The following is a 12910-nucleotide window of genomic DNA, read 5'->3' as shown; positions in this document are numbered from 1 at the left end:
GACTTCTCAGCGAAGCCCTGGCACGATTGTCGAGTTAGTTTCGGGTCTTCCCCGGTAACATACGGACAGTGACCACCATCGAGCTGAAAAAGACGCCGGGAGCCGCGCCCGAGCCGGCCCGGTCGCGGCCGTCCTGGCGCGCGTGGCTGGTCATCGCCGCCGCGCTGCTGCTGGCCGCCTTTCTCGCCGGTCACCGCCTGGTCCCCAACCGGCACGGCGTGGGCAGCGTACTGGACAGCATCGCGCCGCTGTTCGGCCTGGCGGTCCCGGTGCTGGCGATCGCGGCGCTGCTGGTCCGCTCCGGCAAGGCGCTGCTGGCGGTGCTGCTGCCCGCCGTGATCTGGCTGGCGATGTTCGGCGGTGCGCTGCTGCCGCCCTCCGGCGGGCCGGTCGAGCTGCGGGTGGTCACCCAGAACCTGTACGCCGGCAACCCCGACCCGGCGACGACGGTGCGGGCGCTGGCCGCAGGCGGCCCGGACCTCATCGCGCTGCAGGAGGCGTCCGGCGGCACCATCGAGGAGCTGGCCGAGGAGCTGTCCGAGACCTACCCGCACCACGCGATCAAGTCCACGGTCGGCCTGCTCAGCAAGCACCCGATCACCAAGGTCACCGGGGTCGACACCGGCCTGGACTGGACCCGCGCGCTGCGCGCGGTGGTCAAGGCGCCGCAGGGCGACATCGCGGTGTACGTGGTCCACCTCGGCTCGGCCCGGATCAACGAGACCGAGACCCGCGACCACACCATCGACATGCTGGCCAAGGCGCTGCGCGCGGACAAGGCCGAGCGGGTGCTGGTGCTGGGCGACCTGAACACGGCGGCCACCGACCGGGCCATCGCGCCGCTGTCGGAGCTGCTGCACGATGCGCAGGCCGACGCCGGCTGGGGCTGGGGCTTCACCTGGCCGTCGACGCTGCCGGTGATGCGCCCGGACCACGTGCTCTACCGCGGGTTCACCGCCACGCAGGCCGGCACGCTGCGCACCCCCGGCACCGACCACCGGGCCGTGACCTCGGGGTTCGCCTTCTAGGAAACCCGTACGTGTACTTTCCTCTCGTCCGGACTGGTACTTTCGGGCACTTACTTGGTAACGTCATCTCTGCTCGGCTTCGGCCGGGCCGGCTTTCAGCCGTTACGGCGCTCAAGAAACGGGTGCCGGGTCCGTCACAGCAGGACCGCGTCCGGAGACCCCGTCGCCGGATCCCCCGCGGTTCCACTGCGCCGGAGGCTTTGCAATGTCTGTCCAGATCGCCCGCGAGACCGTCGTGTCCGCGTCCCCCACGTCCCTGACCGACACCACGCTCGACGCGACGACCGGCGAAATGCTGCTGGTCCGCCTCGCCGAGCTCGACGAGCAAGACCCCAAGCACGAGGACGTGCGCCAGGAGGCCATCTGCGCCTTCCTGCCGCTGGCCGAGCGCCTGGCCCGCCGCTTCCGCCACCGTGGCGTGGACAGCGACGACCTCGTGCAGGTCGCGACCATCGGCCTGATCCAGGCCGTGGATCGTTTCGACCCCCACCGTGGCAGTGCCTTCGTGCACTTCGCGGTGCCGACGATCGTCGGCGAACTCAAGCGCCACTTCCGCGACCGTGGCTGGAGCATGCGGGTCAGTCGCCGCATGCAGGAGCTCTACCTGGACATCAACCGGGTGTCCCCGGAGCTCTGCCAGACCCTCGGCCGGTGGCCGAGCATCGAGGACCTAGCCGAGCATCTGCAGGTGAGCGCGGAGGACGTGCTCGCCGGGATGCACTGCGCGCAGGCCTACCGCATCAACTCGCTCAACGTCGCGGTCAGCGGCGAAGACGGTGATGTGGAGCTCGGTGAGCTGGTGGGCGAGACCGACAACGCACTGGAGTCCGTTCCGGACGTGCACGCGGTGCGGCAGTTCGTCAAGGAACTGCCGGAGCGCGAGCAGCGCATCCTGAGCCTCCGCTTCGACCTGGGCCTGAACCAGGCGCAGATCGCGGAGCGCATCGGGGTCTCCCAGATGCACGTGTCCCGCCTGCTCAGCCGGTGCCTCGCCCAGCTGCGGGAGCGCATGCTGGCCGAGGACTGAGCCGGGGTGACGATTTCTCGGTTTCACGTCCGGTGTCGCGGGTAGATGGTTGCCATGGAACTTCTGCTGTGGATCCTCGCCGTGGTACTGGTCGTGTCCGGGATCGTCTCGCTGGCTCGGCGCCAGATTCTCTGGGGCGTCGTGCTCATCGTCGTCGGTCTGCTCGTGGGACCGGGGGGCGTCAGCATCTTCTCGTAGGGTGCGCGCCGCAAGAACTGGGGTGGGTGGACCGCGGTCCACCCACCCCTTGCTGTGTGACCACAGACACCGGGCGATTTCACATCCGCGCCGTAGATTGGCGCCGTGACGGTACTCGGCAAGCCCCTCGAACTGCGCGGCGTCACGCTGCCCAACCGCATCGCGCTGGCACCCATGTGCCAGTACTCGGCCCGGGACGGGCTGCCCGGCGACTGGCACCTGGCCCACCTCGGCGCCCGCGCCGTCGGCGGGGCCGGCCTGGTCATCGCCGAGGCGACCGCGGTGCTGCCGGAGGGCCGCATCTCGCCGCGCGACACCGGCATCTGGTCCGGCGCGCACGTGGACGCGTGGCGCCCGATCACCGCGTTCATCGCCGCGCAGGGCGCCGTCCCGGCGCTGCAGCTGGCGCACGCCGGGTTCAAGGCGTCGACGTACTGGCCGTTCGCGCAGGAGCGGGGCGGGGTGCCGGACACCGACGGCGGCTGGCAGCCGGCCGGGCCCGGTGCCGAGCCGTTCATCCCGTCGTACCGGACGCCCCGGGCGCTGGACGAGGCCGGGATCGCCGCGGTGATCGACGCGTTCGCGCAGGCCGCGGTGCGGGCCGTGGACGCCGGCTTCCAGGCCGTGGAGATCCACGCCGCGCATGGCTACCTGCTGCACGAGTTCTACTCCCCGCTGACCAACCACCGCACCGACGGCTGGGGCGGCGACCGTCCCGCCCGGATGCGCCTGGCGCTCGCCGTCGCGCGGGCCGTACGCGCCGCGGTGGGCCCGGACCTGCCGGTGCTCGCCCGGGTCTCCGCGACCGACTGGACCGACGGCGGCTGGGACGTCACCGACACCGTGGTGCTGGCCCGTGAGCTGGCCGCGGCCGGTGTCGACCTGATCGACTGCTCGTCCGGCGGGGCCGCGCCGCACGCCGACATCCCGCTCGGGCCCGGCTATCAGGTGCCGCTGGCGCAGCGGGTACGCGCCGAGGCGGGCGTGCCCACCGGTGCGGTCGGCCTGATCACCGAGCCGGAGCAGGCCGAGCGCATCGTCGAGGACGGGCAGGCCGACCTGGTGCTGCTCGGGCGGGAGCTGCTGCGCGACCCGTACTGGCCGCGTCGTGCCCTGGCCAAGCTCGGCGGCCTGCCGCAGTGGCCCGACCAGTACCAGCGCGCGTTCTAGCGCACCGGAGGGGTCAGCCCGGGTCGGGGCGGTCGCGGGCGTCCAGCAGCGACTGACCCGCGGCGGTCGCCACGTAGAGCACGGTCCGGCCGTGGCGGCTGCGCGCCAGCAGGCCCGCGGCGTGCATCACGCCCAGGTGCTCCGACACGGTGCCCGCCGCCATGCCGGTGCGCCGGGCCAGCTCGCTGGTGGTGGCGGGCTGGCGCAGCATGTCCAGCAGCCGCGCCCGGGACGCGCCGAACAGCGCGGCGAGCGCCCCGTCGGCGGCCGGGCCGTCCTCCCACACGCTGCCGACGGCGCGCGCCGGATAGACGGCGAACGGGGGCGAGTCCTCGCGCAGCGTCCACAGCACCTTCGACCGTACGAACACGCTGGGCATCAGCGGCAGCCCACGGCCGCGCAGGTCCAGCTCGATGTCCCACGGGTCGGCCGAGGCGATGTGGTCGCCGGCCCAGCCCACGGTCGGGTGCAGGCTGTCGAACAGCAGCCGCACCCCGCCCTCGGCGAGCTGGCGCGAGCGGTAGGCGACGTCGGCCTCCAGCACGGCCCGCATCCGCGCCCAGTACGGCGCGATCGCCACGCGGTGCCACTCGCGGGCGCCCACCACCAGCTCGCCCAGCAGCCGGGCCGGGTCGTCCAGCAGCGCCGTGGTGCGCGGGCCGAGCGGCAGCTTCTGCGTGGTGGCCGCCAGGTCGGCGTGTAGCACGTCGGCCGGGGTCGCCGCGACCACGGCCAGCTCGTCGTCCAGCTCGCCGAGCGGGCCGGGCGGCGCGGGGGTCAGGAAGTCGGGCAGGTAGCCGTGCGCCCGGGTCAGCTCGCTGAGCAGCGCCAGGCCGTCGGCCGCCGCCGGGTCCGGGCGCACCTGCCGTGCCCACCGCAGCCAGGGCAGGTGCACCGGGAAGCGGTCGGAGTTGCCCAGCACGTAGCGGCCGCGGACCGTCTCCCACAGCGGCGAGATGCAGAAACGGATGTCCGCGGCGTCGCGCACCCCGAACAGGATCCGGCTCACCGGGCTCTCCGATCTTTCGGCGTACGCCGAATCGCTGGGTGGCGCCCTCACCCTACTGATGGGATGTCCACAGGCGACAACACGCCGGTCGAGGGGGCGGGCGAGGTCGCGCCGAAGCGGCACGGGCCAGGCGCTCTTGTACATACGGGGGAGAGCGCCCAGCCCCGCCATCCTGAAAGGAAGGGCACCTTCTACATCGCAAAGCGATAAGAAGGTGCCCTTCCTTTGCTGGTCGGGGGGCTGGCGCGGGGGTGGGATCATGGGGTCAGCGCCGGTTCTCGAGCGGCGCGGGGGAGGTGACGGGCCGTGTTGGAGACCGCCACCGAGGTGCGGCGGCCGTTCCCGTTCGGGCGGGAGGATCTCGATCCCGAGCGGATCGGGCTGGGCGTACGGCAGACGCTGGACCACTACTTCCACTGGCGGGACGGCTCGCCGGGCGTGATCGCGGCGCATGTGGACGGATACACCGAGCAGCTGCGGGCGATCCTGTCCCGGCACGGCACGGTGGCCACCCTGCAACGCGCCGCGTGGCCGCCGCGCCGCCGCAGGGAGCAGCGGGCGCAGGCGGTACGCGAGCTCAACTACTTCGGCGTGTACAACCTGAGCGAGATCCCCGACCCGGCCGACGTGGCGCGCGCCGAGCGGCTGGCCCGGGTGCACGCGGGCGCGGTGCGGGACACGCTCGCCGCGATCGAGCGTGGTCACGGCCCGGCCGGGGTGGTCGAGGCGCTGGAGGCGCGCTTTCCCGGGCTGCGCGGGGTGCCCGAGACGCGCTGGCTGCTGGCGCGGCTGGACCGGCTGCACCGCTGCCTGCCGGACACCGTGGTGCGGGCCGGCGCGATGGGCAAGGTGGTCCGCACGCTGGCCGGGGTGCTGGCGATCGGGGCGTACGACACCCGGGACGCGGGCCGGGCCGCCACCCGCGCGCACCTGACCCGGATCCTGCCCGGCGCGTACGCCTACGGGGCCGCGTACGCCATCGTCGACGACTCGTTCCAGGACCTGCGCGGCGCGCACATCCCGCAGGCCGACCGGGACCGGCTGCACCGGCTGATCCTGCGCGGGCTGTCCACCGGCGGCACCGTCGACCGCGCCGAGATCCCGGACCATCCGCTGGCCGAGGAGCTGCACGAGCTGTACGGCGTCGCGCTGGACGTCTACCCGTTCGGCACGCACCGGCACCTCTACCAGGCCGCCGAGTCGATGTACCTGGCCCAGCACCGCGACGCGGAGCAGCCGCCGGAGGGCGGCCTGGACGCGGCGTACCCGGACATCTTCCTCAAGGCCGGGCTGAGCCGGGTGGTCGCCAACCTGCTCGGCCGGCGCGAGGTCGACGAGGGCTTCTACGCCCGGTGCCTCAACACGATCTTCCTGAGCCAGTTCAAGGACGACCTCGCCGACCGCGACGAGGACCGGCGCGCGGGCCGGCTGACCCCGTTCACGCTGCCCGCGGCGGCGCGCGCCGGTGGGCGGGCCGACCCGCTGTACGACCTGTTCGCGTACGACGCGTACGTGGTCGAGCAGGTGTACGGCGGCGACCCGGCCGCTCGGGACGCGCTGATCGGCATCGGCACCGTCAAGCTCGCCGCGTTCCTGTGCCGCGACCCGCACACCACCCTGGCGCTGCTCGACGAGTATCCGGCGACGGCGCAGATCGCGGCGTTCCTGCGTACCGCCGCCGCGGTGCCCCGCCGCGCCCTGCCGCACCTGACCACGGGCGACCTGCGGCTCAAGCGGGAGGCCGCCGCGATCATGGGCGAGCGCGACCCGAACAGCGTGGACGCGCGGACCTTCGTGCTGGACCGGCTGGAGCGCATCAACGAGCTGGTGCACGAGTGCCACACCGGGGTCGACGCGGGCGAGCTGGCCCCGATCCTGGCGTACACGATGGACGGTCCCGCCAAGCGGCTGCGGCCCGCGCTGACCCTGATGCTGGCCGAGGGGCTCGGCGTCGCCGACACGCTGTCCGAGCCGCTGCTCGGCGCGATCGAGCTGTTCCACACCGCGAGCCTGATCTTCGACGACCTGCCCGCGCAGGACGACGCCGCGCTGCGCCGGGGCCGCCCCGCCGCGCACACCGTGTTCGACGAGGGCAGCGTGCAGCTCGCCGCGATCTCGATGCTGTCCTCCGGGTTCGGCATGCTGGCTCGGCTCGACCGGCACTACCCGGCGCAGCGGGTCACCGACGTCATCGAGTACGTCGGCAAGGTGCTCGGGCCGCAGCGGCTGTGCCGGGGGCAGTACCTCGACCTGCGCTTCGCCCGCGACGCGCGGCCGGTCACCGGCGAGGACATCCTGGAGATGTACCGGCTGAAGACCTCGACCATGGTCGAGGCCGCGCTGGTGCCGCTGATGATGCTGCTGGAGCGCCCCGCGGGGGAGATCGAGCTGGTCACGCGGTACGCCGACCACGCCGGGGTGGTGTTCCAGGCCCGCGACGACATCCTCGACGCCACCGCCACCTCGGCTCAGCTGGGCAAGGACGCCGGTGCGGACCTGGGCAAGGCCAACCTGGTCCGGGTGTACGGGCTGCCGGAGGCGCGGCGGCTCATGGAGCAGCACCGCGCCGACGCGGTCGCCTGCCTGCACGCGCTCCCGTTCGACACCCGCCTGCTGGAGGGCATCGTCGACCACTTCGCCGACCGCCGCCGCTGACGGCCCCACCACGACGGCCGCGGCCCCGGGACGGGGCCAACGGTCGATGATCGCTACTTCGTGTCGAAACCTCTGGTCAGGCCCCACATTCCGACACGAAGCCGCGATCATCGCGTGAGAGAGCGGGCCACCGCGCCGCGCGGACGGCCCGGGACGCGCGGGGCCACGGGGACGCGCGAGCGTCGGTGCCGCGGGGCCGGGTCAGCCGCCGGAGTCGTCGTGTTCGGCGTCCTCGGGGACGGCCTCGGAGTCGCGGTCGTCCAGCCAGCCGTAGGGGAGCACGACCTTGGCGGGGGAGTTCGTGCGGCCCCGCGGCTGGCCCAGGTTGGCCTCCGGGAACGGCACCTCGTGGTCCAGCTTGCCGAGCAGGTCGTCCAGCTCCATCAGCGACGACGCCATCGCCATCGACCGGCGCAGCTCCGACCCGACCGGGAAGCCCTTCAGATACCACGCGACGTGCTTGCGGAAGTCGGTGACCGCCTCGCGCTCCTTGCCCCACCACAGCGTGAGCAGCTCGGCGTGGCGGCGCATGACGAGCGCGACCTCGCCCAGGCTCGGCATCACCCGCTCGGGGCGGCCCGCGAACGCGGCCGCGAGATCGGCGAACAGCCACGGCCGCCCCAGGCAGCCGCGCCCGACCACGACCCCGTCGCACCCTGTCTCGGCCACCATCCGCAGCGCGTCGTCGGCCTCCCAGATGTCGCCGTTGCCGAGCACCGGCACGTCGAGCGCCTGCTTGAGCGTCGCGATCGACTCCCAGTCGGCCTCGCCGGAGTAGCGCTGCGCGGCGGTGCGCGCGTGCAGCGCCACCCACTTCGCGCCGGCCTCCTGCGCGATCAGCCCGGCCTCGACGTACGTCAGATGCTCGTCGTCGATGCCCTTGCGCATCTTCACGGTGACCGGGATGCCGGCGGGCGCCGCAGCGTCCACCGCCGCCTTCACGATCGACCCGAACAGCCGCCGCTTCCACGGGATCGCCGAGCCGCCACCCTTACTGGTGATCTTCTTGACGCTGCACCCGAAGTTGAGGTCGATGTGATCGGCCAGGTTCTCGTCCACCACCCGGCGGACCGCCTTGGCCGTGATGTCCGGATCGACGCCGTACAGCTGCATGCTGCGCGGCTGCTCGTCCGGCCCGAACTCGATCATCTTCTCGGTCTTCGGGTTCCGCACCGCGAGCGCCACCGTGGTGATCATCTCGCAGACGTAGATCCCGGCCCCCTGCTCCCGGCACAGCTGCCGGAACGCGACATTGGTGATCCCCGCCATCGGCGCCAGCACCACCGGCGGATCGACAGGGATTCTCCCCAACATCAACGTCGCACCACTCACCCGCCAAGAATCTCACGCCCCACCCCACCCCCCGGACCCCCGGTTACCGACACCACACCCCGCGGCCGCCCTCAAGATCGCGTCGATCTTGCGTGAAGTGTTAGGGATATGGGCGGTTTGTGCGTGTCGCACCCACAGTGCGCGCAAGATCGACGGAGTGGGGGGCGGTCAGGAGCGGGTGCGAGCGCCGGAGCGGAGGCGGTCGGGGTTGATCTCGCGGTCGGGGAAGCGGCGGACGTAGTCCGTCTCTAGTTCCACGGTTCTGGTGGTGTGGCGGGTGAGGGCCTGGTCGGAGGCGTGGCGCAGGGAGTCGAGGCGGGTGCGGTAGAGGGCCGCCAGCTCGCGGAACAGGTCTTCGTCGGAGAGGTCGCGGGCGGGCACGCCTTCGCCGGTGTCCTGCTGCCAGGCGTAGACGATCTCCACCACTTCGTCGTAATCGCGCATTTCCCTTGGGTACCCCGGATGCGCGAGGGGTATGCGTCAGCGGGCGCGGCGGCCCTTGCGCAGGAGCGTCTGCAGGGCCTGGGCCTCGTATGCCGCGTCGGCCGCCTCCTGGGTGAGGGCGTGCGACGAGACCCGGGCCACCTCGGCGGCCCGCCGCGCCGCGCGCTCGCGGGAGGCGGCCACCTGGTAGAGCCGGGAGGCCTCGGCGTCCTCGGCGCGCAGCCGGGACAGCTCGTGCGAGCGCTCCTGGCGGGCCTGGTCCCAGCCGTCGACCTGCTGCCAGACCGCGCGCAACTGCTCGATGGTGAGATCCCCGCGTTTGTACGCGTCCCGCGCGGCCCGGGAGATCTCGCGCACCGCCTCCTCGGACACCGCCGGCTCCTCCGGCGCGGGCTGGGCCTGCAGGGCCTCGCCCGCCTCCTCCAGCCGGCCCGCCGCGTCCAGGTGGGCCTGCCAGGCGGTGTCCCGTTCGGCCTCGGCGGCGGCCAGCTCCGCGGCGGTCTTCTCGGCCTTCAGCACGGCGGTGCGGGCCGCTTCGAGCACCTCGGCGGCGACCTCCTCCAGTTCCTGCGCCTCGGCGGACAGCCGCTCGCGCGCGGCCGCGTTCAGGCGGACCGGCCGCCCGTCCGCGGCGGCCTGCATCCTGGCCAGCAGGCTCAGGAAGGCGATCGCGAGCAGCGTGAACGGCACCCCGCCCAGCAGCATCAGCGCCGAGGAAGACACATCCTGCACCCTAGTATCGATCCGCGTTGATCGTTAGGGGCTGTAGGCAATTCGTCACCCGCCGTTGAGCGCGGGCAGCAGCTCCTTGTGTGCGAAGTCGAGGAACTCCGGCTGCGAGTCGCCGCCGATCTGCAGCACCGCGACGTCGGTGAAGCCCGCGTCGGTGAACTCGCGGATCGCGGCGACGTGCCGGTCCACGTCCGGGCCGCACGGGATCTTCGACGCGACGTACTCCGGGGTGACCGCCGCGGCGGCCGCGTCGAACGCGCGCGGGCCGGGCAGCTCGGCGTTCACCGCCCAGCCCAGGTTGAACCAGCGGAACTGCTCGTACGCCGTCTGCGCGCACGCGTCGGCGTCCGGCCCCCAGCACAGCGCGACCTGGCCGTAGCGGGGACGGCCGTTGCCGCCCGACTTCTCGTACGCCTCGATCAGCTCGGCTTTCGGCTCGACCGCGATCATGGCGGCGTCGTGGCGGGCGGCCAGCCGGCACGAGGACGGCCCGGACACGGCCACCCCGATCGGCACCCGCTCCTCGGGCAGGTCCCACAGCCGCGCCTCGGGCACGTCGTAGAACTCGCCGCTGTGGTGCACCGTCTCACCCGCCAGCAGCGGCTTGATGATGTCCAGGGCCTCGGCCAGCATGGCGTGCCGCTGGGTGGCCTGCGGGTAGGCGCCCACCACGTGCTCGTTGAGGTTCTCCCCGGCGCCCAGGCCGAGGGTGAACCGCCCGCCGGACATGACCCCGACGGTCGCCGCCATCTGCGCCACCACGGCCGGGTGATAGCGCATGGTGGGGCAGGTGACGAAGGAGACCAGCCCGATCCGGTCGGTCACGTGGGCCGCCGCGCCCAGCACCGACCAGGCGAACGGCGCGTGCCCCTGCTCGTCCAGCCAGGGGTAGTAGTGGTCGGAGCACACCGCGAAGCCGAACCCGGCCGCCTCGGCGCGTACCGCGTCGTCGACCAGGTCCCGCGGGCCGCGCTGCTCGCACATGAGCGTGTATCCGTAGTTGGTCATTCCCGCTGCTTACCCGCGGTGCGCCGGGCTGACACCCGGCGGGCCTGACACCCCCGCCTGGTACAACTGCGGGATGGCCGAGGACAGGGCGCAGTTGCGGGAGCGGGCCGAGGCGGTGCTGCGCCGCCTGGCGGGAGAGCACGCGGTGCTGCGGGCGGACCAGTGGCGGGCGATCGAGGCGCTGGTCGCCGACGCGCGGCGGGTGCTGTGCGTGCAGCGCACCGGCTGGGGCAAGTCCGCGGTGTACTTCGTGGCCACCGCGCTGCTGCGCGGGCGCGGCCACGGCCCGACGGTCATCGTGTCGCCGCTGCTGGCACTGATGCGCAACCAGGTCGAGGCGGCCGGGCGGGCGGGCATCCACGCCCGCACCATCAACTCGGCCAACCTGGAGGACTGGGCGCAGATCACCGCCGAGATCGCCGACGGGTCGGTCGACGTGCTGCTGATCAGCCCCGAGCGGCTCAACAACCCCGACTTCCGCGACGGCGTGCTGCCCCGGCTCGCCGCGACCACCGGCCTGCTCGTGGTCGACGAGGCGCACTGCGTCTCGGACTGGGGGCACGACTTCCGCCCGGACTACCGCCGCCTGCGCACCATGCTGGACGAGCTGCCGGCGGGCACCCCCGTGCTGGCCACCACCGCCACCGCCAACGCGCGCGTCACCGCCGACGTCGCGGAACAGCTCGGCGACGCCCTGGTGCTGCGGGGCCGCCTGGACCGCGAGTCGCTGCGCCTGGCCGCGCTGCGGCTGCCCAGCCCCGCCCACCGGCTGGCCTGGCTCGCCGACCACCTGGACCGGATGCCGGGATCAGGGATCGTCTACACGCTGACCGTGGCCGCGGCCCAGGAGACCGCCCAGTTCCTGGCTTCGCGCGGGTACGCGGTGGCCGCGTACACCGGCCAGGCCGAGGACGCCGACCGGCGCGCCGCCGAGCAGGACCTGCTCGACAACAAGATCAAGGCGCTGGTCGCCACCTCCGCCCTCGGCATGGGCTTCGACAAGCCCGACCTCGGCTTCGTGGTGCACCTGGGCGCCCCCGCCTCGCCCATCGCGTACTACCAGCAGGTGGGTCGCGCCGGCCGTGCCGTCGCCAGCGCCGACGTGATGCTGCTGCCCGGCCCCGAGGACACGGCCATCTGGCGCTACTTCGCCTCGCTGGCCTTCCCGCCGGAGGACCAGGTGCGCGGCGTGCTGCGCGCGCTGGCGGACGCGGGCCGGCCGCTGTCCACGCAGGCCCTGGAGACCCAGGTCGACCTGCGCCGCAACCGGCTGGAGCTGATGCTCAAGGTGCTCGACGTGGACGGCGCGGTGCGCCGCGTCCGGGGCGGCTGGGAGCACACCGGCCTGCCCTGGGCCTACGACGCGGCCCGCTACGCCCGCATCGCCCGCGCGCGGCAGGACGAGCAGCAGGCGATGCTCGACTACGCGGCCGCCACGGGCTGCCGCATGGAGTTCCTCCGGCGTTCCCTCGACGACCCCGCGGCGGGCCCCTGCGGCAACTGCGACAACTGCACCGCCCCGGCCTTCACCGCGGACGTGTCAGCAGAGGCCCTGCGCGCCGCGCAGACCTTCCTCGGCCGCCCCGGCGTCGAGATCGAACCGCGCAAGATGTGGCCCACGGGGCTGCCCGCCGTCGGCGTACCGCTGTCCGGCCGCATCCCGCCCGCGGAGCAGACCCACCCCGGGCGTGCCGTGGGCCGCCTCTCCGACCTCGGCTGGGGCGGCACGCTGCGCACCCTGCTGGCCGACGGCGCGGCGGACCAGGCTCCGCCGCAGGACCTGCTGGCGGTGCTGATCGAAGTCCTCAAGGACTGGTCCCACGGCGACAGCCCCTGGCCCGCCCGGCCCACGGGTGTCGTCGCCATCGACAGCACCACCCGCCCCCGCCTGATCCAGGCCGTGGCTCAGCACGTCTCCCGCGTGGGCAGGCTGCCCTTCCTCGGCACCGTCACGACCACCGCCCAACCCGGCGTCCACCGCGCCAACAGCGCGCAGCGCGTCAAGGCCCTCCACGGCGCCTTCACCATCCCCGACGCCTTGGCTGCGCAACTGCGTGAGCAGACCGGCCCGGTCCTGCTCATAGACGACCTGGTCGACTCCGGCTGGACCATGGCCGTCGTCGCCCGCCACCTGATCCAGGCGGGCGCCCCCGGCGTCCTCCCCCTCGCGCTCGCCCTGGCCGCCTGACCCCACCCCCTTCCGCGTCGATCATGAACTTATGGGCGTGCTCGACGGCGTGTCGCGTCCACAACTTCGTGATCGACTTGCGGCCACGGCCACGGCCACCGTGTGGGGATCGGCGAGCC

Annotated in this window: 11 protein-coding genes; 6 read left to right on the top strand and 5 right to left on the bottom strand. The window is 73.2% G+C overall.

Annotated elements, in window-relative coordinates:
• Positions 1-68 precede the first annotated feature (68 nt).
• From CS0771_RS38450 to CS0771_RS38435, 4 genes are all read left to right on the top strand, one after another.
• Complete coding sequence (locus CS0771_RS38450; RefSeq protein WP_244871282.1) at positions 69-1028, top strand: endonuclease/exonuclease/phosphatase family protein; 960 nt, start codon at positions 69-71, stop codon at positions 1026-1028.
• A gap of 205 nt (positions 1029-1233) precedes the next feature.
• Positions 1234-2055: a SigB/SigF/SigG family RNA polymerase sigma factor gene (locus CS0771_RS38445; protein ID WP_244871281.1), complete on the top strand. Its 822-nt coding sequence runs from the start codon at positions 1234-1236 to the stop codon at positions 2053-2055.
• 54 nt (positions 2056-2109) lie between these two features.
• A complete protein-coding gene (locus tag CS0771_RS38440; protein WP_203740198.1) occupies positions 2110-2253 on the top strand; it encodes a GPGG-motif small membrane protein in 144 nt (47 codons plus the stop codon).
• Positions 2254-2358: 105 nt separating this feature from the next.
• The gene (locus CS0771_RS38435; RefSeq protein WP_212845516.1) at positions 2359-3423 is read left to right on the top strand and encodes an NADH:flavin oxidoreductase/NADH oxidase; all 1065 of its coding nucleotides are present in this window, start codon (positions 2359-2361) and stop codon (positions 3421-3423) included.
• A gap of 13 nt (positions 3424-3436) precedes the next feature.
• Here the strand turns inward: CS0771_RS38435 and CS0771_RS38430 are convergent, their stop codons facing one another.
• Positions 3437-4432, bottom strand: coding sequence for a helix-turn-helix domain-containing protein (locus CS0771_RS38430; RefSeq protein ID WP_212845515.1), 996 nt, complete (start codon positions 4430-4432; stop codon positions 3437-3439).
• Between the two features lie 306 nt (positions 4433-4738).
• On the opposite strand from CS0771_RS38430, the gene CS0771_RS38425 reads away from it, so the two are divergent.
• Positions 4739-7087: a polyprenyl synthetase family protein gene (locus tag CS0771_RS38425; protein WP_212845514.1), complete on the top strand. Its 2349-nt coding sequence runs from the start codon at positions 4739-4741 to the stop codon at positions 7085-7087.
• 201 nt (positions 7088-7288) lie between these two features.
• On the opposite strand, the gene dusB is transcribed toward CS0771_RS38425, so the two are convergent.
• The 4 genes from dusB to CS0771_RS38405 all read right to left on the bottom strand — a co-directional run bounded on the left by dusB (position 7289) and on the right by CS0771_RS38405 (position 10603).
• Positions 7289-8401: a tRNA dihydrouridine synthase DusB gene (gene dusB, locus CS0771_RS38420; RefSeq protein WP_212845513.1), complete on the bottom strand. Its 1113-nt coding sequence runs from the start codon at positions 8399-8401 to the stop codon at positions 7289-7291.
• Positions 8402-8587: 186 nt separating this feature from the next.
• Positions 8588-8863 (bottom strand): DUF6158 family protein, encoded by a 276-nt coding sequence (locus tag CS0771_RS38415; RefSeq protein WP_244871280.1) that lies wholly within the window; start codon positions 8861-8863, stop codon positions 8588-8590.
• Between the two features lie 36 nt (positions 8864-8899).
• Positions 8900-9586 carry a hypothetical protein gene (locus tag CS0771_RS38410; protein WP_212845512.1) on the bottom strand — a complete coding sequence of 229 codons (687 nt, stop codon included), beginning with the start codon at positions 9584-9586 and terminating at the stop codon, positions 8900-8902.
• A 54-nt stretch (positions 9587-9640) separates the two neighbouring features.
• On the bottom strand, positions 9641-10603 hold the full coding sequence (locus tag CS0771_RS38405) for a TIGR03557 family F420-dependent LLM class oxidoreductase (RefSeq protein WP_212845511.1): 963 nt from the start codon (positions 10601-10603) through the stop codon (positions 9641-9643).
• Positions 10604-10676: 73 nt separating this feature from the next.
• Here CS0771_RS38405 and CS0771_RS38400 point away from each other — a divergent pair, with 73 nt between their 5' ends.
• The gene (locus tag CS0771_RS38400; protein WP_212845510.1) at positions 10677-12791 is read left to right on the top strand and encodes a RecQ family ATP-dependent DNA helicase; all 2115 of its coding nucleotides are present in this window, start codon (positions 10677-10679) and stop codon (positions 12789-12791) included.
• Positions 12792-12910: the final 119 nt, after the last annotated feature.

The organism is Catellatospora sp. IY07-71 (genome assembly GCF_018326265.1).
In the GTDB taxonomy this organism is placed as follows: domain Bacteria; phylum Actinomycetota; class Actinomycetes; order Mycobacteriales; family Micromonosporaceae; genus Catellatospora.
This window is presented reverse-complemented; position numbering and strand designations above follow the sequence as displayed.

Coding starts and splice junctions, on each gene's coding strand:
- dusB (WP_212845513.1), bottom strand. CDS start 8,401: ATGTTGGGGAGAATCCCTGTCGATCCGCCGGTGGTGCTGGCGCCGATG.
- CS0771_RS38400 (WP_212845510.1), top strand. CDS start 10,677: ATGGCCGAGGACAGGGCGCAGTTGCGGGAGCGGGCCGAGGCGGTGCTG.
- CS0771_RS38445 (WP_244871281.1), top strand. CDS start 1,234: ATGTCTGTCCAGATCGCCCGCGAGACCGTCGTGTCCGCGTCCCCCACG.
- CS0771_RS38405 (WP_212845511.1), bottom strand. CDS start 10,603: ATGACCAACTACGGATACACGCTCATGTGCGAGCAGCGCGGCCCGCGG.
- CS0771_RS38440 (WP_203740198.1), top strand. CDS start 2,110: ATGGAACTTCTGCTGTGGATCCTCGCCGTGGTACTGGTCGTGTCCGGG.
- CS0771_RS38415 (WP_244871280.1), bottom strand. CDS start 8,863: ATGCGCGATTACGACGAAGTGGTGGAGATCGTCTACGCCTGGCAGCAG.